Origin of the sequence: Pseudomonas deceptionensis, from assembly GCF_900106095.1 — a bacterium.
GTDB classification, from domain to species: Bacteria; Pseudomonadota; Gammaproteobacteria; order Pseudomonadales; family Pseudomonadaceae; genus Aquipseudomonas; species Aquipseudomonas deceptionensis.
Genome location: NZ_FNUD01000002.1, coordinates 1,536,717 through 1,559,279, shown reverse-complemented (window position 1 = coordinate 1,559,279; position 22,563 = coordinate 1,536,717). Strand labels below are relative to the sequence as shown.

22 protein-coding genes are annotated in these 22,563 nt (G+C 59.7%); 7 read left to right on the top strand and 15 right to left on the bottom strand.

The genetic code is table 11. The features are described 5' to 3' along the window. Nucleotides 1-8: 8 nt before the first annotated feature. Nucleotides 9-1,532, top strand: a complete 1,524-nt coding sequence (gene lnt / locus BLW11_RS07095; RefSeq protein ID WP_048359360.1) for an apolipoprotein N-acyltransferase — start codon at nt 9-11, stop codon at nt 1,530-1,532. Between the two features lie 133 nt (nt 1,533-1,665). On the opposite strand, the gene BLW11_RS07090 is transcribed toward lnt, so the two are convergent. Both BLW11_RS07090 and BLW11_RS07085 read right to left on the bottom strand, forming a co-directional pair. Continuing rightward, a complete protein-coding gene (locus BLW11_RS07090; RefSeq protein WP_048359361.1) occupies nt 1,666-2,427 on the bottom strand; it encodes a YdcF family protein in 762 nt (253 codons plus the stop codon). Nucleotides 2,428-2,576: 149 nt separating this feature from the next. Then, the gene (locus BLW11_RS07085; RefSeq protein WP_048359362.1) at nt 2,577-2,864 is read right to left on the bottom strand and encodes a hypothetical protein; all 288 of its coding nucleotides are present in this window, start codon (nt 2,862-2,864) and stop codon (nt 2,577-2,579) included. A 235-nt stretch (nt 2,865-3,099) separates the two neighbouring features. Here BLW11_RS07085 and leuS point away from each other — a divergent pair, with 235 nt between their 5' ends. The 5 genes from leuS (at nt 3,100) to BLW11_RS07060 (ending at nt 9,180) form a co-directional block, all read left to right on the top strand. Beyond that, on the top strand, nt 3,100-5,706 hold the full coding sequence (gene leuS / locus BLW11_RS07080; protein WP_048359363.1) for a leucine--tRNA ligase: 2,607 nt from the start codon (nt 3,100-3,102) through the stop codon (nt 5,704-5,706). An 88-nt stretch (nt 5,707-5,794) separates the two neighbouring features. Beyond that, a complete protein-coding gene (locus BLW11_RS07075; protein ID WP_048359364.1) occupies nt 5,795-6,400 on the top strand; it encodes an LPS-assembly lipoprotein LptE in 606 nt (201 codons plus the stop codon). A gap of 43 nt (nt 6,401-6,443) precedes the next feature. Next, complete coding sequence (holA, locus tag BLW11_RS07070) at nt 6,444-7,481, top strand: DNA polymerase III subunit delta (RefSeq protein ID WP_048359365.1); 1,038 nt, start codon at nt 6,444-6,446, stop codon at nt 7,479-7,481. A gap of 191 nt (nt 7,482-7,672) precedes the next feature. Next, nucleotides 7,673-7,822 (top strand): alternative ribosome rescue factor ArfA, encoded by a 150-nt coding sequence (arfA, locus tag BLW11_RS07065; protein ID WP_048359366.1) that lies wholly within the window; start codon nt 7,673-7,675, stop codon nt 7,820-7,822. 50 nt (nt 7,823-7,872) lie between these two features. Beyond that, nucleotides 7,873-9,180 (top strand): lytic murein transglycosylase, encoded by a 1,308-nt coding sequence (locus BLW11_RS07060; protein ID WP_048359367.1) that lies wholly within the window; start codon nt 7,873-7,875, stop codon nt 9,178-9,180. 83 nt (nt 9,181-9,263) lie between these two features. Here the strand turns inward: BLW11_RS07060 and BLW11_RS07055 are convergent, their stop codons facing one another. The 13 genes from BLW11_RS07055 to BLW11_RS06995 form a co-directional block, all read right to left on the bottom strand. Next, a complete protein-coding gene (locus BLW11_RS07055) occupies nt 9,264-10,217 on the bottom strand; it encodes a S66 peptidase family protein (protein WP_048359368.1) in 954 nt (317 codons plus the stop codon). 4 nt (nt 10,218-10,221) lie between these two features. Then, entirely contained in the window at nt 10,222-11,262 is a 1,041-nt protein-coding gene (lipA, locus tag BLW11_RS07050) for a lipoyl synthase (RefSeq protein WP_048359369.1), read from the bottom strand. A gap of 1 nt (nt 11,263) precedes the next feature. Then, nucleotides 11,264-11,917 (bottom strand): lipoyl(octanoyl) transferase LipB, encoded by a 654-nt coding sequence (gene lipB, locus BLW11_RS07045; RefSeq protein ID WP_048359370.1) that lies wholly within the window; start codon nt 11,915-11,917, stop codon nt 11,264-11,266. After that, nucleotides 11,917-12,192 carry a DUF493 domain-containing protein gene (locus tag BLW11_RS07040; RefSeq protein ID WP_048359371.1) on the bottom strand — a complete coding sequence of 92 codons (276 nt, stop codon included), beginning with the start codon at nt 12,190-12,192 and terminating at the stop codon, nt 11,917-11,919. Before BLW11_RS07040 ends, lipB begins: the two co-directional genes overlap by 1 nt. Nucleotides 12,193-12,270: 78 nt before the next feature. Next, entirely contained in the window at nt 12,271-13,428 is a 1,158-nt protein-coding gene (locus BLW11_RS07035; RefSeq protein ID WP_048359372.1) for a D-alanyl-D-alanine carboxypeptidase family protein, read from the bottom strand. A 176-nt stretch (nt 13,429-13,604) separates the two neighbouring features. Next, a complete protein-coding gene (locus BLW11_RS07030) occupies nt 13,605-14,588 on the bottom strand; it encodes a septal ring lytic transglycosylase RlpA family protein (protein WP_048359373.1) in 984 nt (327 codons plus the stop codon). Next, the gene (mltB, locus tag BLW11_RS07025) at nt 14,588-15,598 is read right to left on the bottom strand and encodes a lytic murein transglycosylase B (RefSeq protein WP_048359374.1); all 1,011 of its coding nucleotides are present in this window, start codon (nt 15,596-15,598) and stop codon (nt 14,588-14,590) included. Before mltB ends, BLW11_RS07030 begins: the two co-directional genes overlap by 1 nt. Nucleotides 15,599-15,615: 17 nt before the next feature. After that, the gene (gene rodA / locus BLW11_RS07020; RefSeq protein ID WP_162200690.1) at nt 15,616-16,719 is read right to left on the bottom strand and encodes a rod shape-determining protein RodA; all 1,104 of its coding nucleotides are present in this window, start codon (nt 16,717-16,719) and stop codon (nt 15,616-15,618) included. A gap of 31 nt (nt 16,720-16,750) precedes the next feature. Beyond that, nucleotides 16,751-18,646: a penicillin-binding protein 2 gene (mrdA, locus tag BLW11_RS07015; RefSeq protein ID WP_048359376.1), complete on the bottom strand. Its 1,896-nt coding sequence runs from the start codon at nt 18,644-18,646 to the stop codon at nt 16,751-16,753. A gap of 13 nt (nt 18,647-18,659) precedes the next feature. Then, nucleotides 18,660-19,127, bottom strand: coding sequence for a 23S rRNA (pseudouridine(1915)-N(3))-methyltransferase RlmH (gene rlmH, locus BLW11_RS07010; protein ID WP_048359377.1), 468 nt, complete (start codon nt 19,125-19,127; stop codon nt 18,660-18,662). Nucleotides 19,128-19,136: 9 nt separating this feature from the next. Then, on the bottom strand, nt 19,137-19,631 hold the full coding sequence (rsfS, locus tag BLW11_RS07005; RefSeq protein ID WP_048359378.1) for a ribosome silencing factor: 495 nt from the start codon (nt 19,629-19,631) through the stop codon (nt 19,137-19,139). A gap of 70 nt (nt 19,632-19,701) precedes the next feature. Next, the gene (nadD, locus tag BLW11_RS07000) at nt 19,702-20,424 is read right to left on the bottom strand and encodes a nicotinate-nucleotide adenylyltransferase (RefSeq protein ID WP_048359379.1); all 723 of its coding nucleotides are present in this window, start codon (nt 20,422-20,424) and stop codon (nt 19,702-19,704) included. After that, on the bottom strand, nt 20,393-21,664 hold the full coding sequence (locus BLW11_RS06995) for a glutamate-5-semialdehyde dehydrogenase (protein WP_048359380.1): 1,272 nt from the start codon (nt 21,662-21,664) through the stop codon (nt 20,393-20,395). Before BLW11_RS06995 ends, nadD begins: the two co-directional genes overlap by 32 nt. A 176-nt stretch (nt 21,665-21,840) precedes the next feature. On the opposite strand from BLW11_RS06995, the gene BLW11_RS06990 reads away from it, so the two are divergent. Beyond that, the gene (locus BLW11_RS06990) at nt 21,841-22,503 is read left to right on the top strand and encodes a DNA-3-methyladenine glycosylase (protein ID WP_048359552.1); all 663 of its coding nucleotides are present in this window, start codon (nt 21,841-21,843) and stop codon (nt 22,501-22,503) included. The last annotated feature ends 60 nt before the right edge of the window (nt 22,504-22,563 follow it).

The following is a 22,563-nucleotide window of genomic DNA, read 5'->3' as shown; positions in this document are numbered from 1 at the left end:
GGATTGAAATGCGCTGGATAACCTCACCCGGCTGGCCCGGTAACTTGCTGGCCGTGGTGGCCGGCGCACTGACAACCCTGGCGTTGGCCCCCTTCGATATCTGGCCGTTGGCACTGGTTGCCCTGGCCATGTTCTACCTCGGCTTGCGCGACCTGCCCCCAAAACAAGCGCTGGGCCGTGGCTGGTGCTACGGCTTTGGCCTGTTTGGCGCGGGCACCAGCTGGATCTACTACAGCATTCACCACTTCGGTGGCGCTTCGGTGCTGCTGGCCGGGCTGTTGATGCTGGCATTCACGGCGGCAATTGCCTGGTTCTTTGCCCTGCCTGCCTGGCTCTGGGCTCGCTGGATTCGCCGTAACGAAGCGCCGCTGGCCGACACGCTGGCGTTTGCTGCGTTGTGGGTCGCCCAGGAAGCGTTTCGCGGCTGGTTCCTCACCGGCTTCCCATGGCTGTACTCCGGTTACAGTCAGCTCGACGGCCCGCTGGCCGGGCTGGCCCCGCTGGGCGGCATGTGGCTGATCTCTTTCACCCTGGCGCTGACCGCAGCCCTGCTGTGCAACCTGCCACGCCTGATCAAGGCCAAACGCAAAGCCTTTGTCGCCGCTGGCGTGTTGCTCCTGCTCGGCCCCTGGTGCCTCGGCCAGGCTCTCAAGCACCACGCCTGGACCAGCCCCTCGGGCGATCCGTTAAGCGTGGCGGCGATCCAGGGCAACATCGAACAAAGCATGAAATGGGACCCCGCGCAGCTTAATGCGCAGCTGGCCCTGTACCGCGACATGACCTTCAGCTCCAAGCGGGTCGACTTGATCGTCTGGCCAGAAACCGCTGTGCCGGTGCTCAAAGAAAACGCGGAAGGCTTTCTGAGCATGATGGGGCGGTTTGCTGCGGATCGAAACTCGGCGCTGATTACCGGCGTACCGATTCGCCAGGAAGTGCGTCACGAGCAGCGCTTCTTCAACGGCATTACCGCTGTCGGGGAAGCCGATGGCATCTACCTGAAACAGAAACTGGTGCCGTTTGGTGAGTACGTGCCGATGCAGGATGTGTTGCGTGGCTTGATCGCCTTCTTCGACCTGCCAATGTCGGACTTTGCCCGCGGCCCGGCCGACCAGGCCATGCTGCAAGCCAAGGGTTACCAGATCGCGCCGCTGATTTGCTATGAAGTGGTGTACCCGGACTTCGTGGCCGGCCTTGCGGCCCAGAGCGACATTTTGCTGACCATCAGCAACGACACCTGGTTCGGCACCTCGATCGGCCCGCTGCAACACTTGCAGATGGCGCAAATGCGCGCCCTGGAAGCGGGACGCTGGATGATCCGGGCGACCAACAATGGCGTGACTGCGCTGATCGACCCATTTGGGCAAATCACCACGCAGATCCCGCAGTTTGAACGCGGCATCATGTATGGCGAAGTGGTGCCTATGCATGACCTGACGCCTTACCTGCAATGGCGCTCGTGGCCGCTGATCATCCTGTGCAGCCTGCTGATCGGCTGGGCGCTGATCACCAGCCGGATTGCCAAGACGGTATAGCGCCTGCCGGGCATCTCCGATGTGGGCAATCCGCTGTGGGAGAGAGCCTGCTCGCGAACGCCTCACTGCGACTGCAGTGCTTACATCGCGAGCAGGCTCACTCCCACAGCAGCCAAGCCATTGCTCCCCCCGGTTACCGGTAAAAAAGCGGATAGGCAATCTGCCCAACCGCTTCATTGATCAACAACCCGGACTGCCAGAACGACTTGTACTCTGGCATCCAGCCACCCAGCGGCCGCCCATTGTCTACACTCCAGAATCCAACCGGTGCGGGTACCACGTCAAAGCCCGCCTGTTCAAAACTCCACTTCGAACGCGACATGTGCCAGGCCTGAGTCACCACAACCACCCGCTTGATCCCCAGCGGCAACAAAATATCTGCGCTCATTTGAGCGTTTTCCCACGTGGTGCGACTTTGCTCTTCCTTCCAGCGCACATTCACGGCGAAGTCATCACGCATTGAGTCCGCCATCAACTGTGCCTCGCTGGGCGGCACGCCGTAATGCAAACCACCGGTGACCAATACCGGCAACCCCGACGCCTTGGCCAACCGGGCCGCATAACGCTGACGCTCCAGCCCTACCCCCGTCGGCTGATCACTGCCCCATGCCGGATCACCCTGCTCACGCCCCGACCCCAACAACACGATGGCATCGGCACGCTGGGCCAGCGTCGACCACTCGCTCCGGGCAAGTGCAGGTTCGCGCTCAAGCACACTGGCACTCCACTGCACCATCACCGGCAAGCTCATCAGCCAGAAACCACCCACGCCCAAGGCAAACAGCATACCGGCCAAACGCGGACGCGAATGGCGCAGCCACCAGGCGAGAACCAGGAGCAGCAAGAGAATTCCGGGAGGTAACAGAAGTTGTTTAAAAAAATATCGAATAGGCATCGAGCATCTCCAAAGATGCCCGAAGCCTAAGTGGGTTGAAGGGACGCATCAACAGCGCAGGTTAGAAACCCGAACACAAACGCCTGATGCATCAACCCGGGGTACCGCTGTATGCGACCTGAGGGCCCGACTTGAATCGCCGCATGGCCCTACGCTCCCTGCACCCTGTCTTTAAGCCAGATGACCTTGGCTTTATAAGGGGCATCCTGCATGTTCATGCTGCCTTGCGAGCGTCCATCAGCCTCACGCCCGATCCGGTTCAAATAAATGTTGATCAACTCCAGCTCGGCACGACTCAAGCCTCGCAATTCCAACTCTACAGGACGTTCATCACGTAACAGGACAGCTGTCCTTGCTGAATCAAGAGCCACACTCAAACGATCAATCAGCCGCTCATACACTTGCGATGTTCCTACGCTGCGTTGCAACTCTGCCATCCGTACACCTCATTAAAGGAAATATATCTCCCCCACGACTGAGCTTAGCTGCGCATATAGAACCGGTGCACTGCTGCGACCAACGGAATGATGAGGCAATCAGGGTTTCCCTCGATAGAGTGGGGTCATGTATGCTACGGGACTTCCTGTAACTCCTACTCCAACCTGACCGGGCAACACATTAGCCGGTATTTGTTGAAGAGGATTAGGCCACCCTTTATTAGTACAAGTAGCCATGCACGAACAATATCAGCCCCGTGAAATAGAAGCCGCCGCCCAATCATTCTGGGACAACCAAAAGTCCTTCGAAGTCAGCGAAGATCTAGGCAAGGAGACTTTCTACTGCCTATCGATGTTCCCGTACCCAAGCGGCAAGCTACACATGGGGCACGTGCGCAACTACACCATCGGTGACGTGATTTCCCGTTACCAGCGCATGCTTGGCAAAAACGTCCTGCAGCCCATGGGTTGGGACGCTTTCGGCATGCCGGCCGAAAACGCCGCGATGAAAAACAACGTCGCGCCGGCCAAGTGGACTTACGAAAACATCGCCTACATGAAAACCCAGCTTCGCAGCCTGGGCCTGGCTGTTGACTGGTCCCGCGAAATCACCACCTGCAAGCCGGATTACTACCGCTGGGAACAATGGCTGTTCACCCGCCTGTTCGAAAAAGGTGTGATCTACCGCAAAAACGGCACCGTAAACTGGGACCCGGTGGACCAGACCGTTCTGGCCAACGAACAAGTGATCGACGGTCGCGGCTGGCGCTCCGGCGCAGTGATCGAAAAACGCGAAATCCCGATGTACTACTTCAAGATCACTGCTTACGCAGATGAGCTGCTTGAAGGCCTCGACGACATGCCCGGCTGGCCGGAGCAGGTCAAAACCATGCAGCGCAACTGGATTGGCAAATCCCGCGGCATGGAAGTGCAGTTCCCTTACAACGTCGACTCCATCGGCGAGGCAGGCACACTCAAGGTCTTCACCACCCGCCCCGATACGTTGATGGGCGCGACTTACGTCGCCGTGGCTGCCGAGCACCCGCTGGCAACCCTGGCCGCACAAGGCAACCCTGAGCTGCAAGCGTTCATCGCTGAATGCAAGGGCGGCAGCGTTGCCGAAGCCGACATGGCGACCCAGGAGAAAAAGGGCCTGCCAACCTCACTGTTCGTTGAGCACCCACTGACCGGCGAGAAACTCCCGGTATGGGTCGCCAACTATGTGTTGATGCATTACGGCGACGGCGCGGTCATGGCTGTGCCGGCACACGACGAGCGTGATTTCGAATTCGCCACCAAGTACGACTTGCCGATCATGCCGGTTGTCCGTACCAGTGCAGGCGACGAGACCCCGGCCCCGTGGCTGGCTGCTTACAACGAACACGGCACCCTGATCAACTCCGGCGAATTCGACGGCCTGGACTTCCAGGGCGCATTCGACGCAATCGAAGCCGCCCTGACCGCCAAAGGTCTGGGTCAATCGCGCACCCAGTTCCGCCTGCGCGACTGGGGCATCAGCCGTCAACGCTACTGGGGCTGCCCGATCCCGATCGTGCATTGCGATACCTGCGGTGACGTGCCTGTACCTGAAGACCAGTTGCCGGTCGTCTTGCCAGAAGACGTCGTACCCGATGGCGCAGGTTCGCCATTGGCACGCATGCCAGCGTTCTACGAGTGCAGCTGCCCTAAATGTGGCGCACCGGCCAAGCGCGAAACCGACACCATGGACACCTTCGTCGAGTCGTCGTGGTACTACGCCCGCTACGCCTCGCCACACTATGAAGGCGGCCTGGTCGAAAAAGCGGCAGCTGACCACTGGTTGCCGGTGGATCAGTACATCGGCGGTATCGAACACGCGATCTTGCACCTGCTCTACGCACGCTTCTTCCACAAGCTGATGCGTGACGAAGGCCTGGTCAGCTCCAACGAACCGTTCAAGAACCTGCTGACCCAAGGCATGGTGATCGCCGAGACTTACTTCCGTACGCTGGACAACGGCGGCAAGGACTTCTTCAACCCTGATGACGTTGAAATCGAACGTGATGCCAAGGCCAAGATCATCGGCGCCACGCTGAAGACTGACGGCCTGCCGGTAGAAATCGGCGGCACGCAGAAGATGTCCAAGTCGTTGAACAACGGCGTTGACCCGCAGTACATGATCGAACAATACGGCGCAGATACCTGCCGCCTGTTCATGATGTTTGCATCGCCGCCTGACGCGAGCCTGGAATGGTCGGACTCGGGCGTTGAAGGTTCGCACCGTTTCCTCAAGCGCGTATGGCGCCTGGCTCACACCCATGTTGGCCAAGGCCTGCCGGGGGCGCTGGACATAAGCACCCTCAATGACGAACAAAAAGTCATTCGCCGCGCCATCCACCAGGCCATCAAGCAAGCGAGCCAGGACGTCGGCCTGCATCACAAATTCAACACCGCCGTCGCCCAGGTGATGACCGTGATGAACGTGCTCGAAAAAGCACCGCAGACCACCGGGCAGGACCGTGCCTTGCTGCAGGAAGGCCTGGAGACTGTTGCACTGGTACTGGCGCCAATTACCCCGCATATCAGCCATGAGCTGTGGAACCAATTGGGTCATGCCGGCGCCGTCATCGATGCGCCATGGCCAACCCTGGATGAAAGCGCACTGGTGCAAGACACCCTGCAGCTGGTTATTCAGGTCAACGGCAAACTGCGCGGGCATATTGAAATGCCAGCCGGCGCCAGCCGTGAAGACATTGAAGCCGTTGCCCGCATCAACGAAAACGTGCTGCGGTTTACCGAAGGCCTGACGATTCGCAAAGTGATCGTGGTGCCCGGCAAACTGGTCAACATCGTCGCGAGCTAATTGGAACAGGCGCCCGCACCCTGTGCGGGCGTCCAACAAGACCTTCAGGGCCGCATGTCGGCCTATCCGGTTTCAAGGGGAGCAACACATGATCAAACGCAACTTGCTGGTGATGGGTCTCGCTGTTCTGTTGAGCGCCTGCGGCTTCCAGCTGCGCGGTACCGGCACCAACCAGCTGACAATCACTGAACTCGACGTCAGTGCACGCAACGCCTATGGCGATACCGTACGTGAACTGCGTCAGGTACTGGAAAGCAGCGGCGTCAAACTCACCGCCAATGCTCCGTACAAACTGATTCTGACCAACGAAAAAGAAACCCAGCGTTCCGCCAGCTACTCCGGCAACGGTGGTACGGCCGAGTATGAACTGACCAACGTGCTCAACTACGAAGTCGTGGGCCATAACAACCTGACGCTGCTCAGCAACAAGGTTGAAGCGCACAAGGTTTACCTGCAGGACGCTAGCAACATTGCAGGCTCCGGTCAGGAAGCCGTGATGATCCGCAAAGAGATGCGTCGCGACCTCATCCAGCAAATGGTACTGCGCCTGGAGCAACTGACCCCGGCCCAGCTGGAAAAGCTGCAACAGGTTGCCGATGCGAAGGCCAAGGCTGAAGCCGACGCCATCGAAGCTGCACGCAAGGCTCAAGAGGAAACCCCTCAACAGTCGCCACTCGAACTGCAAAACCAGTAAGGCATACGGGGCGCTCAAGCGCCCCGCTATCGTTATAGCCCCTATGAAACTCGCCCCCGCCCAACTCGCCAAACACCTGCAAGGCAATCTCTCGCCGGTCTACATCATCAGCGGCGACGACCCGTTGCTGTGCCAGGAAGCGGCAGACGCCATTCGCAGTACCGCCCGCCAACAAGGTTTTGATGAACGCCAGGTGTTCAGCGCCGACGCCAGTTTTGACTGGGGCTCGTTGCTGCAGGCGGGCGCCAGCATGTCGCTGTTTGCCCAAAGGCGCCTGCTGGAACTGCGCCTTCCCTCAGGCAAACCCGGTGACAAGGGTGCTGCCGCCCTGATCGAGTACTGCTCGCGCCCGGCCGAAGACACCCTGCTGTTGATCAGCCTGCCCAAGCTTGATGGCAGCGCGCAAAAGACCAAGTGGGGCAAGGCGCTTATCGACGGGCAACACACCCAGTTCGTACAGATCTGGCCAGTGGACACCAACCAGCTGCCGCAATGGATCCGCCAACGATTGTCCCAGGCCGGCTTGTCTGCCAGCCAGGATGCGGTCGAACTGATCGCAGCGCGGGTCGAAGGCAACTTGCTGGCGGCCGCCCAGGAAATCGAAAAGCTCAAGCTGATGGCCGAAGAAGGCCAGATCACCGTCGAAACCGTACAGGCTGCGGTGGCTGACAGTGCACGCTTTGACGTTTTCGGGCTGGTGGATGCGGTGCTCAACGGCGAGGCAGCCCACGCATTGCGCATGCTGGAAGGCTTGCGCGGTGAAGGCGTGGAGCCTCCGGTCATTTTGTGGGCACTGGCTCGTGAACTGCGGGTACTGGCCAACATTTCACTGCAATACAGTCAGGGTATCCCGCTGGACAAGGCATTCAGCCAGGCCCGCCCTCCGGTGTGGGACAAACGCAAACCCTTGATGAGCAAAGCCCTGCAACGCTATTCGGCGCAGCGCTGGGCGCAATTGCTGATGGACGCGCAACGTATCGATGCGCAAATCAAGGGCCAGGCGCCAGGTTCGGCCTGGAGCAGCCTTAGCCGTCTGGCGCTGTTGATGTGTGGGCAACGGCTGAATCTGCCTGCGGAATAACCCCCAAACCTGTAGCCGCTGACGAGGAACGAGGCTGCGATGGGCTGCGAAGCGGCCCCTTTATTTAGAAGGGCCTGTGGCCCTTATCGCAGCCTTCGGCAGCGGCTACAAGGTTCTGTGGGAGGCACTGGACAGATCAAAAAATCTGGCCGATGATTTGCGCTTGTTCAAAACACGCGAGAGTACAAATCATGAACAAGCGCCCCAACAAGGCCAAATCCATTGTCGCCCAGCCCCTGTTCCGCAGCCGCCAGGAACGCCCCGCCAAAGGCAAAGGCAGCTACCGCCGCGAAGCCTTCCAGTCGAGAGACCGGGAGGCTTTTTACTTTCTGGCTGCCTGACAGCGGGGATGATAAGGTCTGCATCTGATTTGCATTACCTGGACCTGCGCATGCCCTTAAGTCATAAACGTGGTTGGCCAATGCGCCAACTGATCGCTGCTTCCAGCGTCATCCTTTTAGTCGCCTGCGCCGAGAAACCTACCGCAGCCGATGCTCAACCCCTGCCTGTGACGCCTCCCGCTCCAGCGGTGACCACCAGCGCGCCTAGCACCGATGCAGCCCCCTTTGTCCAGCCCGCTCAGAGCTTCAGCGAGTGGCAAGCCAATTTCCGTGATCAGGCCCTGAAAGCCGGGATAAACCCGTTGGTGTTCGATAACGCGTTTATCGGCATTACCCCCGACATGAGCGTCATCAAAGCCGATCGCAGCCAACCCGAGTTCAGCCGCCCGGTGTGGGAGTACCTCGAGGGTGCCCTGTCGCCGTTGCGTGTGCGCAATGGCCAGCGTTTGCTGGAGCAAAATGCCGAACTGCTGAGCCGCATCGAACAGCGTTATGGCGTTGATCGCCAGGCTCTGGTGTCTGTTTGGGGCATGGAAAGCAACTTCGGCTCGTTCCAGGGCAACAAGTCGGTCATTCGCTCGCTGGCCACCCTGGCCTACGAAGGCCGTCGCCCGGAGTTCGCCCAAAGCCAACTGATTGCCGCCCTGAAGATCATTCAGGAAGGCGATATCAGCCCCGAGAAAATGCTCGGTTCCTGGGCCGGCGCCATGGGCCAGACCCAATTTATCCCCACAACCTATGAAACCCACGCCGTGGATTTTGATGGCGATGGCCGTCGGGATATCTGGAACAGCTCGGCTGACGCCCTGGCTTCTACCGCCCATTACCTGCAGAGCTCAGGCTGGAAGCAAGGCCAGCCATGGGGTTTTGAAGTCACACTGCCTGCCGGCTTTGACTACGCCTTGGCCGATGGTGCCGTCAAAAAGAGCGTCGCTGAATGGCGCAAGCTGGGGGTCACACTCCCTGCCAACTCCGCCGGTACAGAGCAATTGACCGCTACCCTGCTGCTGCCTGCGGGCTACCGGGGCCCGGCATTCCTGGTGCTGGATAACTTCCGCGCCATCCTGCGTTACAACAACTCATCGTCCTATGCACTGGCCGTGGGCTTGTTGTCCGAACGCTTCAATGGTGGCGGTACGATCAAAGGGGACTGGCCTAAAGACGAGCGCCCGCTGAGCCGCTCCGAGCGGGTCGAGTTGCAAACCCTGCTTAGCCAGCGCAACTACGATGCGGGCAATGCAGACGGCATTATTGGCGCCAACACCCGCAAGGCGATTCGCAGCGCACAGCAAGCCATGGGTTGGCCAGCAGATGGCTACCCGAGTCACAAGTTGCTTGAGAGTTTGCGTAGCAACTAAGTAGCAGATGTGGGAGCGAGCTTGCTCGCGAAGGGTGTTACACCGTCGTAATACTCTTCGCGAGCAAGCTCGCTCCCACAGGATTAGATCTTCGCTGTTACTACCGCCTGTTCAAGCACCAACTGCTGCCTATCCGCATCCAGCCGTACCCGGGCGCCCATCGGCAACGTCAGGTTCGGGTCGCAATGCCCGCTGCGCCACCCGGCCAGTACCGGAATGCCAAGCCCGCCCAGCTCTTGTGCGAGCAACCGGTTCAATGCCAAAACATCAACCCCGGCCACATCCCCCACCAGCACACCGCGCAGCCTGTTGAGCTTGCCCGCCAGGCGCATGTGCGTCAGCAAGCGGTCAACCCGGTACAAAGGCTCGTTCACGTCTTCGATAAACAGAATGATGTCTTCAGCATCCAGCTCAAACGCAGTCCCCAGAGTGGCGCAGATCATGGACAGATTGCCGCCCAGCAAACGGCCACTGGCACAGCCTGGCGCAAGGGTCGTCAGCGGATAGGCAGCAGGATGCTCCAGCACGGGTAGTTGCTGCCCGCTGAGCATGCGCAGCAATGAGGATTCGGTAGGCGGCTGTTTGTTGCCCAACAGGTCGGCATTGAGCATCGGCCCATGGAAGGTGACAAAGCCCGCGTAACGGGTGATCGCCAGGTGCAGTGCGGTGATATCGCTATAGCCCACAAAAGGCTTGGGATGGCGGCGCAGAAGCTCAAAATCGATGCCATCCAGCAAGCGCGGAGTGCCATAGCCGCCGCGCAAACAGAAAATTGCATCAATGCTGTCATCCTCGAAGGCCTCGTGCAGGTCGCGCAAGCGCACCGCATCGGAACCTGCGAGGTAGCCGTCCTTTTCCCACACACCCGCCATTACCCGCAGCTGATAGCCGCGTGCATGCATCCATTGGGTGGCAAGGTTGAAATCGAATTCGGCGGGACCTGCCGGGGCGATCAGAGCGATCACCCCGCCAGCGGGTAGCGCGGGCACCGCGCTGTGGGCCTTGAAAGACACGTGCGCGGTGAGCCGGCTGTTCATGGGGTCAGGCACCCACCAGCATGGACTTGACGAGCTTGGCTTGTTCATCGGCGTGGTACGAAGAACGTACCAGCGGGCCCGAGGCCACGTTTTTGAAGCCCATTTTGTAGCCTTCTTCGGCAAACCAGGCGAACACGTCCGGGTGCACGAAACGCTGTACCGGCAAGTGGCTGCGCGACGGCTGCAAGTACTGACCCAGCGTCAGCATGTCGATGTCATGTTCGCGCATGCGCTTCATCACTTCGATCACTTCTTCGTCCGTCTCGCCCAGCCCCAGCATCAGACCGGATTTGGTCGGGATGTGCGGCATCATCTGCTTGAAGCGCTGCAGCAAGGTCAGCGACCACTGGTAGTCGGAACCCGGACGCGCAGCCTTGTACAGGCGGGGTACGGTTTCGAGGTTGTGGTTGAACACGTCAGGCGGCTCGGCTGCGGTGATTTCCAGCGCAACGTCCATGCGGCCACGGTAGTCCGGCACCAGGGTTTCAAGCAGCACGCCCGGCGACAGCTTGCGGATTTCGCGGATGCAGTCGGCAAAGTGCTGAGCACCGCCATCGCGCAAGTCATCGCGGTCTACCGAGGTGATCACCACGTACTTGAGGCGCAGATCAGCGATGGCAACAGCCAGGCTTTCAGGCTCGTTGACGTCCAGAGGCTTCGGTCGGCCGTGGCCCACGTCGCAGAACGGGCAGCGACGGGTGCAGATGTCACCCATGATCATGAACGTCGCAGTACCACCCGAGAAGCACTCGCCCAGGTTCGGGCAGGACGCTTCTTCGCATACGCTGTGCAACTTGTGTTTGCGCAGCAACGACTTGATGCGGTCTACCTCGGGCGAAACCGGAATGCGTACGCGAATCCAGTCAGGCTTCTTTGGCAGCTCGGTGGTCGGAATGATCTTTACCGGGATACGCGCAACCTTTTCGGCACCGCGCAATTTGACGCCGGTCTCAACCTTGGAACGGGCCTCGCTGGCGCGGGCTGCACGTTCTGAGATGTCCAGCGTAGGGATCAGGGTTTGAACAGCGTCTTGCGCAGTAGTCATATCAATCGATTCCGCCCGTAAGGGTCGTCTGCTCAGCATAGTCGAGGTGTTTGACGAGCTGCGCACGCAGTCGGACACCTACCTCGGCAAATTCAATCGGCCCTGCATGGTCACGTAACTGGGTCATCGCCAGCCCCGCATAGCCACAGGGGTTAATCCGTCGAAACGGTTCCAGGTCCATGTCCACATTCAGGGCCAGACCGTGGAAGGAGCAGCCATTGCGGATCCGCAGCCCCAGAGAGGCGATTTTCGCGCCATCAACATACACGCCCGGTGCATCAGCCTTGGCTGCGGCGCTCACGCCGTAGCTGGCGAGCAGGTCGATCAGGCAGTGCTCCATGCGCGTTACCAGCTCACGCACGCCATAACCCAACCGGCGCACATCAAGCATCAGGTAAGCGACCATCTGGCCAGGGCCGTGGTAGGTCACCTGGCCTCCGCGATCCGACTTGACCACCGGGATATCACCCGGCAGCAGCAGATGCTCGGCCTTGCCTGCCTGGCCTTGGGTAAACACCGGCGGATGCTGCACAAGCCAGACTTCGTCCTGCGTGTCCGGAGCAAGCTTGCGCTCATCGGTAAACCGCTGCATCGCCAGCCAGGTGCGCTCGTAGTCGAGCAGACCCAGCTCGCGAATACCCAGGACCTGCGACATCACAGCACCATGTGCACGAAGCCGGTGGCTCGCAAATCGCTGTTGATGTTGTACAGCTGATCCTGATCGGTCGCCACGATGTGCAACTGGATCGTGGTGTACTTGCCGTTGCTGCTTTGGCGCTCATCAACACGGTCATGGTTGATCGTCGCGTGTTTCTTGACGATTTCAATGATCGCGTCCCTGTTGCCCACGCCTGTATCGCTGATCACCTTAACCGGGTAATCCACGTTAGGAAATTCGATCTTTGGCGCCTTTACTTCGGTATCGGTCATGGCGTAACGGCCTCGTAAGCCCTGAACTACAAACGTGCCCCGCGCAGGGTGGGCGCGGGGTCACACATGGGAGTGCTATCAGTTGAACATGCCGTAGAAGAATAGACGGATGCTGTCCCAAACGCGTCGGAAAATACCACCTTCCTCAACGGGTTCAAGTGCGATCAGGTCGGCGCTGTGCACAACCTTGTCATCGAGCTTGACCTCAACCTTGCCGATCACATCGCCTTTGGCGATAGGGGCCATCAGTTGCGGGTTCATGGTCATGCTTGCCGCCAGCTTTTTCAATTGGCCTTTAGGCAGGGTCATGGTCAAGTCTTCGGCCAGACCGGCTTTGACCAGGTTGGTCGTGCCTTTCCAGACTGGTGCCTGAGCCAGCTCTACACCCTTCTGGTAGAAGGTCTGGGTTTCGAAGAAGCGGAAACCGTAGGTCAGCAGCTTTTGAGTCTCGGCAGCACGGGCGACTTCACTGTTGGTACCGAATACCACAGCGATCAGACGCTGGCCGTCACGAACAGCTGACGACACCATGCAGTAGCCGGCTTCGTCTGTGTGGCCGGTTTTCAGACCGTCAACGGTCTTGTCACGCCACAGCAACAGGTTGCGGTTAGGCTGTTTGATACCGTTCCAGAAGAACTCTTTCTGCGAGTAGATCGCGTAGTGAGTTGGGTCTTCGTGAATGATGGCACGGGCCAGCAACGCCATGTCGTGAGCCGAGGAGTAGTGCTCCGGGTTCGGCAGGCCGGTCGGGTTCATGAAGTGGCTGTTGGACATGCCCAGCTCGCCGGCAGTCTTGTTCATCATGTCGGCGAATGCGTCTTCGCTGCCGGCAATGTGCTCGGCCAGAGCAACGCTGGCGTCGTTACCCGACTGAATGATGATCCCGTGCAGCAGGTCGCTGACCGACACCTGGGTGCCGACCTTGATGAACATGCGCGAACCACCGGTGCGCCATGCGTTTTCGCTGACGGTTACCGGATCGTTTTCACCGATCTGGCCACGACGGATTTCCAGGGTCGCAATATAAGCGGTCATCAGCTTGGTCAGGCTGGCGGGCGGCAGACGCTGGTCGCCGTTGTTCTCAACCAGCACGTTACCGCTGCTGGCATCCATCAGAACGTAAGCCTTGGCAGCCAGTTGTGGCGGTGACGGCATCATCTCGGCCGCCCAGGCGGCAGGAGTGATGATCAGCGGTACAAGCAGACACAGGCGTTTGGCAAAGGTAGTGATGTTCATCCGTCTCTCGAAGTTGTTAATGGAAACTTGCCCTCACGGGCAAAACTGTACAGGCAGTTCTTTGACTGGCTGCCGCGTATTCAGTTGCAGGCCCGGCCCCTCGAAGGGCTTTTATTCTTGACCGCTGCAACTGCGTTTGGGCCCCGATCGCTCAGGGCCCAACGCTTTGATCGGTGTTACTGATCCGATGTCACAACGCTCGGCTGGCCCAGATTGGCCTGACGCACGCTGCTTTGCATCTGCTGTACCTCGCCCGCCGAGGCAATAGGCCCCATGCGTACGCGGTGCAAGGTTTGCTGATTGCGAACAATCGAGCTGATAAATACGGGAGCGCTGACCATGCCACTGAGTTTGGAGCGAAGCAACTCGGCAGCGTCCGGATTGGCAAAAGCACCTACCTGCAAATATGTACCCTGACCCTTGGGCATTGTGCTGACCGGTATGACATCGGCGGCATGCTGCTGGGCCGGCGGCGTCCATTGCTCAATCTTGCCGGTCGATACGGTCGGGGCGGTATTCTGGGCCATTTTCGGCTCATTGAGCATCAAGGGTGCAGGGCGACCACGCTGGGCCCACCAGGCTTGAGGGTCAATGCCTTCAACCTTGACCCGTGCCGTACCGGTTTCGGCATAGCCCAGTTTCTTGGCGGCAGCGTAGGACAGGTCGATGATGCGATCCGAATAAAACGGGCCACGGTCGTTGACCCGCAGGACTACCGCCTTGCCGTTATCGAGGTTGGTCACTTTGACGTAGCTGGGCAGCGGCAGGGTTTTGTGCGCCGCGCTCATGCCGTACAGGTCATACACTTCGCCATTGGCCGTATTTTGACCGTGAAACTTGGTGCCGTACCAGGACGCAGTGCCCGAGGCCACGTAGGTCTTGGACTCTTGCATCGGAAAGTAGGTCTTGCCCAGCACCGAGTACGGCGCAGCCTTGTAAGGACCGCTGTGCAGGGTCGGCGTGGCATCAGGGATACGAGATACGTCGACGTCCCACCACGGCGCGCCGTCCTTGTGCGCGCGGTTGATATCCAGGCCCGGAGTCGAGCGCACTGCCGCCGTCTTTTGCTGCGGGGGGGTGCTGGAACAGCTCGCCACAAGCAACGCAAGAGCGGTGCAGGCAGCGAGCTTCAAAGGTGTGCGGATCGCTAGAAACGGCATTACTTGTTGCCCCGTGCTTGAACCAGCAGGTCGGACAGTTGATGCACTGCCATGGCGTACATCACGCTTCGGTTATAGCGCGTGATCGCATAAAAATTCTTCAGCCCCATCCAGTACTCAGGGCCGTCAGCGCCTTCCAGACGGAACGCCGTAACCGGCATATCGTCACGCAGCGCATCATGACTCGACCACCCCAGCGCTCGCAACTCCCCGACGGTCTTGACGGGCTCAATGCCCTGGGTCAGGCCTTCATCGGCCCGATCGCCCTGCACATCGGCACGGATAACCACCGGCTCGCCGGCTACCCAGCCATGACGCTTGAAGTAGCTGGCGACGCTGCCAATGGCATCGTCCGGGTTGCTCCAGATATTGATGTGGCCATCACCGTCGAAGTCCACGGCATAGGCGCGAAAGCTGCTCGGCATAAACTGCGGCAACCCCATCGCCCCGGCATAGGAGCCCTTGAGCGTCAGCGGGTCGACTTGTTCTTCACGGGTCAACAGCAGGAACTCACGCAGCTCCTTGCGGAAAAATTCGGCACGCGGCGGGTAATCGAACCCCAGGGTCGACAGCGCATCGATCACCCGGTAGTTGCCGGTGTTGCGACCGTAAAAGGTTTCGACGCCGATGATCGACACAATCACTTGGGCCGGCACCCCGTATTCCTGCTCGGCGCGGGCCAGCACGGCCTCGTGCTCACGCCAGAAATCAACACCACGGGCTACCCGGGCATCGGTCAGGAACATCGGGCCGTACTCTTTCCACTGCTTGACGCGCTCGGCCGGGCGCGAGATCGCATCGAGAATGCTCTGCTTGCGCTCAGCCTCGCGGAACACGCCCATCAGTTGTTCGCCGGCGAAACCGTAGTCGCGGGTCATTTCACCGACGAACTCAGCCACCTGTGGCGAACCTTCGTAGTCGCCGGCCACCGCGCCCTGCGCTGCCCCGAACAGACCCACCAGGCCTACCCAAGACGCGTATCGAGCGGCCCAGCCACGCATTGCTTGCATTGAATAATTCACCTTAATCAAACTTGTGCGATCCACTTGCGATGCGTGTGAATCGACATCAAAACCCCGAACGCTGAAAGCAGCGTCACGAGCGAAGTACCGCCGTAACTGATAAATGGCAATGGCACGCCTACTACGGGCAACAAGCCACTGACCATACCGATGTTGACGAAAACATAAACAAAAAACGTCATGGTCAGACTGCCTGCCAGCAATTTGCCGAACAGTGTCTGCGCCTGGGCGGTAATCACCAGGCCGCGACCAATCAACAGCAGATAAATCAGCAGCAATGCGCTAATGCCCACCAGGCCGAACTCTTCGCCCATCACCGCGATGATGAAGTCGGTGTGGCTTTCAGGCAGGAAGTCCAGGTGCGACTGGGTACCCAGCAGCCAACCCTTGCCGAATACCCCGCCCGAACCGATGGCGGCCTTGGACTGGATGATGTTCCAGCCGGTGCCCAACGGATCGCTTTCAGGGTCGAGGAAGGTCAATACGCGCTGTTTCTGGTAGTCGTGCATCACGAAGATCCACATGGCAATCGCCACCGGCACCGTCGCAGCCAGCACGCTAAGGATCCAGCGCCAGCGCAAGCCCCCCATAAACAGCACAAATGCGCCGCCCGCCAGTACCAGCAAGGCCGTCCCGAGGTCAGGCTGGCGCACGATCAGGGCAAAGGGCACCCCGATCAGCATCAGGCTGACTGCCACATGCTTGAGCTGCGGCGGCAAGGTGCGCTTGGACAGGTACCAGGCGATGGTCGCCGGCATCAGGATTTTCATAAACTCCGAGGGCTGGAAGCGAATCACCCCCGGAATGTTGATCCAGCGCGTGGCGCCCATGGCGTTGTGGCCCATGACGTCCACCACCACCAGCAACATGACCCCCACCAGATAGCCGATCGGCACCCAGCGCGCCATAAAACGCGGCTCCAGCTGGGCGATGATGAACATCGACACCAGCCCGATACCGAACGAAGTTGCCTGTTTGCTCAGCAAGTCCCAGCTTTTGCCACTGGCCGAATACAGGACAAACAAACTGCCGGCCGCCAGAGTCAGCAGCAAAATCAGCAGCGGGCCATCGATGTGCAGACGCTGAAGCAGCGTGGCACGCCGACGCATCACGTCCTCACTGGAGAGGATGCGGTCAAAATTACTGATCATTGGCTGGAGCCTCTGCCTTTACGGGGCCGCCGTACTCGGGTTTGAGTTTGCCGTCTTCACCCAGCAACCAGGCGTCCATGACCTTGCGCACCACCGGCGACGCCACCCGGCTGCCGGCTTCGCCGTTTTCAATCATGACCGACACGGTAATTTGCGGGTTATTGGCCGGAGCAAAGCCGACGAACAAGGCGTGGTCACGGTGACGTTCCTGAACCTTGGAGCGGTCGTACTTCTCGCCCTGCTTGATCGCCACCACCTGCGCCGTACCGCTCTTGCCGGCAATCAGGTATTGCGCGCCAACGCCCGCAACCCGCGCCGTGCCGCGTGCGCCATGCACCACTTGCTGCATGCCGTGGTTGACCTTGGCCCAATTGGACGGGTCACGCAGGACGATGTCCGGCACCGGATCCGGATCCACCGGCGGCACGCCTTCGATGGTCTTGGCCAGGTGCGGACGAATCCACTTGCCTTTGCTGGCAATCAGCGCCGTGGCTTGCGCCAGCTGCAAAGGCGTGGACTGCATGTACCCCTGACCGATCCCCAGAATCAGCGTCTCCCCCGGGAACCAGGCCTGGCGCCGGGTGGCGCGCTTCCACTCGCGGGACGGCATCAGACCGGCGGACTCTTCGAACATGTCCAGGGAGACCTTTCGCCCGATACCGAACTGATTCATGTAGGTCGACAGACGGTCAATCCCCAGCTTGTGGGCCAGGTCATAAAAATAGGTGTCGTTGGAGCGCATGATCGCGGTGTCCAAATCGACGTAGCCATCACCGGTGCGGTTCCAGTTACGGTATTTGTGATCGTAATTGGGCAACTGGTAATAGCCGGGGTCATAAACCCGTGACGTGGCGCTGATCACGCCGCTGTCCAGGCCTGCAATGGCCACCGCAGGCTTGATGGTCGAGCCCGGTGGATACAGGCCGCGCAAGATGCGGTTGAACAACGGGCGGTCAATCGAATCACGCAGCTCGGCGTAAGCCTTGAAGCTGATGCCGGTCACGAACAGGTTAGGGTCGAAGCTCGGCTGACTGACCATGGCCAGCACTTCGCCCGTCATCGGGTTAAGTGCGACCACTGCGCCACGACGACCTGCCAAGGCTTCTTCGGCCGCCTCTTGCAGCTTGATATCGAGGCTGAGCACGATGTCCTTGCCAGGGATCGGATCGGTACGCTTGAGCACCCGCAATACCCGGCCCCGCGCATTGGTTTCGACTTCCTCGTAACCCACCTGGCCGTGCAGCTCGGCTTCATAGAAGCGTTCGATGCCCGTTTTGCCAATGTGATGGGTGCCGCTGTAGTTGACCGGATCGAGGGTTTTAAGCTCTTTCTCGTTGATCCGCCCCATATAACCCACCGAGTGCGCAAAGTGCGCGCCCTGGGGGTAATGACGCACCAACTGGGCAACCACCTCAACCCCGGGCAGGCGGAACTGGTTCACGGCAATCCGGGCGATCTGTTCTTCATTGAGCTCAAACAGGATGGGCACCGGCTCAAATGGCCGGCGCCCCTGCTTCATGCGCTTTTCGAACAGGGCGCGATCTTCTGGCGTGAGCTGCAGCACTTCAACAATAACGTCGAGCACTTGCTGCCAGTCACCCGAGCGTTCACGGGTCATGCTCAGACTGAAGCTGGGACGGTTGTCCGCGATCACCACACCATTACGGTCAAAGATCAAACCGCGAGTAGGCGGGATCGGCTGCACATGCACCCGGTTATTTTCTGACAAGGTGGAGTGGTACTCGTACTGCACCACCTGCAGATAATAAAGCCGCGCGAGCAATACGCAGATCAGCCCCACGACGACAAATGCGCCGACCACGACACGTCCGCGCACAAGGCGTGAGTCTTTCTCGTGGTCTTTAAGGCGAATCGGCTGAGACATTCAGGGCGCTGAGCTATTTGTGATACGGGTGCCCGGACAAAACTGTCCAGGCGCGATACAACTGCTCACCGATCAGAATCCTTGCCAACGGGTGCGGCAACGTCAACGGCGATAGCGACCAGCGCTGGTCGGCGCGGGCGCAGACTTCCGGCGCCAGCCCTTCCGGGCCGCCGACCATAAAGTTCACCGTGCGCGAGTCCAGGCGCCAGCGATCGAGTTCAACCGCCAACTGCTCGGTACTCCACGGCTTGCCGTGCACTTCGAGGGTGACGATCCGCTCGCCCGGGCCGACTTTGGCCAGCATGGCCTCGCCTTCCTGACGGATGAATCGAGCCACGTCGGCATTCTTGCCACGGGTATTGAGCGGTATTTCCACCAGTTCGAGCGCCAGCTCGGATGGCAGACGCTTGGCATATTCATGCCAGCCTTCTTCCACCCACTTGGGCATACGCGAACCGACAGCGATCAAACGCAGGCGCACAGCGAACCCTTACTCTTGGTCTTTGTTGAGCTTCAGGAAATGCTCATGGGTGTTTTCCGGGCTGTGGTGAGCAGCACTGCCAGCACGGCTTTGTTCAGCACCGGCCCACAAGCGTTCCAGGTCGTAGAACTGACGGGCGCTGGCGGTCATCATGTGAACGATCACGTCGTCCATGTCCAACAGTACCCAGTCGCTGTCGCCCTTGCCTTCTTCGCCCAACGGCTTGACGCCCAGTGCCTTGACCGCTTCACGGATCTTGTCGAGCATCGCGCCGATCTGACGGTTGGACGTACCGGTAGCGATGATCATGAAGTCAGTGATGCTGTGCTTGTCACGAACGTCGATGATCTGAATGTCCTGGGCCTTGACGTCTTCCAGAGCGGCAACAGCTACCTTGACCAGATCTTCGCCCTTGAGAGGCTCGTTGCTGAAGGTTTTTTCTGGCAGAGGGGCGCTTTTGAACGTGCCTTTGCGTTTTACTTTGCTTACATCTTTGTCAGTCATATAAAACTCGTTTTGCTCGTATGTTCGGGTGTTTCAATACACGTCAATTCGCGCCTTGAAACACTCCTTTTTAGTTCGACGCACGGTAAAGCCCGTGCGCATCGATGTAGGCCAGGACCGCGTCGGGCACCAGGTAACGTACCGACTTACCGCTGGCCAGCAGTTGACGGATCTGGGTGGCGGATACCGCGAGCGGCGTCTGCCAAACGAATGCAATCTGTCCGCTTGCCCCCTTCAGGGCCTGCGGGTCGCTTACCGAGCGCGCTGCCAGCAGGTTGCGCAAGGCATCCGGCGGTTCGCTGTCGGCATCCGGGCGCTGTAGCACCAGGATATGGCAATGCTGGAGCAACTCTTCCCAGCGGTGCCACGTGGGCAGGCCGCAAAAAGCGTCCCAGCCCAACAGTAAAAACAACTGGTCATCCGCGGCCATCTCGGCCCGCATCAGTTCCAGCGTATCGATCGTGTAGGACGGCTTGTCCCGTTGCAGCTCCCGGGCGTCCACCACTAGCGTAGCCACTCCGGCGACAGCGCACTCAACCATCGCCAAACGGTCGATAGCCGAAACCTGGGGCTTGTCGCGGTGGGGCGGCCTGGCGTTGGGGGTCAGACGCAGCTCATCGAGCTCCATCATCTCCGCCACTTCAAGCCCGCCGCGCAAATGCCCGATATGCACCGGATCGAAGGTTCCGCCCAATACGCCTATGCGTCGGGGTAACGCTTCGATTATCGGTGCCAGCACTGACCTTTTATGGACCACCAAGTCAGACTGGCTCCTGGCCACGCAGCTGGCCATCACCGACCACGATGTACTTCTCGCAGGTCAGACCTTCGAGGCCGACCGGGCCGCGGGCGTGCAGCTTATCAGTAGAAATGCCAATCTCCGCACCCAATCCGTATTCAAATCCATCGGCAAAGCAGGTTGGTGTGTTGAGCATCACGGAACTGGAGTCCACTTCGGCCATAAAACGCCGGGCATCACCCTGATGTTCGGTCACGATCGAGTCGGTGTGATGGGAGCCATAGTGATTGATGTGCTCAATCGCCTGGTCCAGCCCGTCGACAATGCGAATCGACAAAATCGCGTCCAAATATTCGGTATTCCAGTCTTCTTCGCTCGCTGGCACCACGTCAATCAGCGCCCGGGTGCGTTCACAACCGCGCAGTTCGACGCCCTTGGCGCGAAATTGTTCGGCCATCGCCGGCAAAAACTGCGCTGCCACGGCCTGATCCACCAGCAAGGTTTCCATCGCCCCGCAAATGCCATAACGGTAGGTCTTGGCGTTGAAAGCAATGCGCTGGGCCTTGGCCAGGTCGGCCTGGGCACTGACGTACACATGGCAAATGCCGTCCAGATGCTTGATGACCGGCACCTTGGCGTCACGGCTGACACGTTCGATCAGGCCTTTGCCGCCGCGAGGTACGATCACGTCGACGTACTCGGGCATGGTGATCAGCGCGCCCACGGCGGCACGATCAGTCACTTCAACCACTTGCACCACGGCTGGCGGCAGCCCGGCCTCGGCCAGACCTCGCTGAATGCAGACCGCAATGGCACGGTTGGAGTGAATGGCCTCGGAGCCACCGCGCAGAATCGTCGCGTTACCCGACTTCAAGCACAGGCTGGCAGCATCGATGGTCACGTTCGGACGCGACTCATAGATGATCCCTACCACGCCCAGCGGCACGCGCATCTTGCCTACCTGAATACCCGAGGGGCGGTAGCTCATGTCGCGAATCGCGCCGATGGGGTCTGGCAGGCTTGCCACCTGACGCAAACCGACAATCATGCTGTCGATGCGTGCAGGGGTCAGCGCCAGGCGCTCCAGCATGGCCGGCTCAAGGCCGTTGGCCCGGCCGGCGGCCAGGTCCAGTTCGTTGGCAGCAACCAGCTCCAGACGAGCGGCATCCAGTGCAGCAGCAGCACCGTGCAGGGCACGGTTTTTCTGCGCCGTACTGGCACGGCCAATCACGCGGGAGGCTTCGCGAGCAGCGCGACCCAGGCGGGTCATGTAGTCAAGAACGGACTCAGTCATGGTCTCAAGGGTCTTGGCAGGGAGGAAAGCGGCCGATTATAGCGGTCCAGCCGCCTTACGCACAGCGGTGGCAGGCGGATGGTCGAAATGGACTACAAATACACGGCGTTCAGCCTCAATTAAGGATGACTTGCTATGATCAGATCCTTTTCAGCCACCCACTGACCGCTCTGCAAATGCCAATGATGCTGCCTGATGCCTTTTTCGACCGCGACGCCCAGCTGCTTGCTCGCGAATTGCTGGGCAAGGTCATTCGCCATCGGGTCAACGGCTTGTGGCTCAGCGCACGAATCATCGAAACCGAAGCTTATTACATCGCCGACAAGGGCAGCCACGCTTCGCTGGGGTACACCGAAAAGCGCAAGGCGTTGTTTCTTGATGGCGGGCACATCTACATGTATTACGCCCGGGGCGGCGATTCGCTGAACTTCAGTGCTCACGGCCCCGGCAATGCCGTACTGATAAAATCCGCCGCCCCGTGGCTGGACGAGCTGTCGGGCCCCGACAGCCTGGCGCAGATGCAGCTCAACAACCCCGACACCCAAGGCAACCCGCGCCCCGAGCTGAAGCTCTGTGCGGGGCAAACCTTGCTGTGCAAGGCGCTGGGCCTGAAAGTACGAGATTGGGATACCAAATGTTTCGACCCCGAACGTTTATGGGTCGATGACGTCAGAGCACAACCTTCGCGGATTATCCAGACCACTCGCCTGGGCATACCTCACGGGCGGGATGAGCACTTGATGTATCGCTTTGTCGACGCTGATTACGCCGCATCCTGCACCCGAAACCCGCTGCGTCGCGGCCAGGTTGAAGGGCAGGACTTTTTGATTCTGGAATAGCTGCCTGAAGCGCAAAACTGCTTTTGCCTTTGCACAGAGTTTGTAAATCAGATTAAGGAA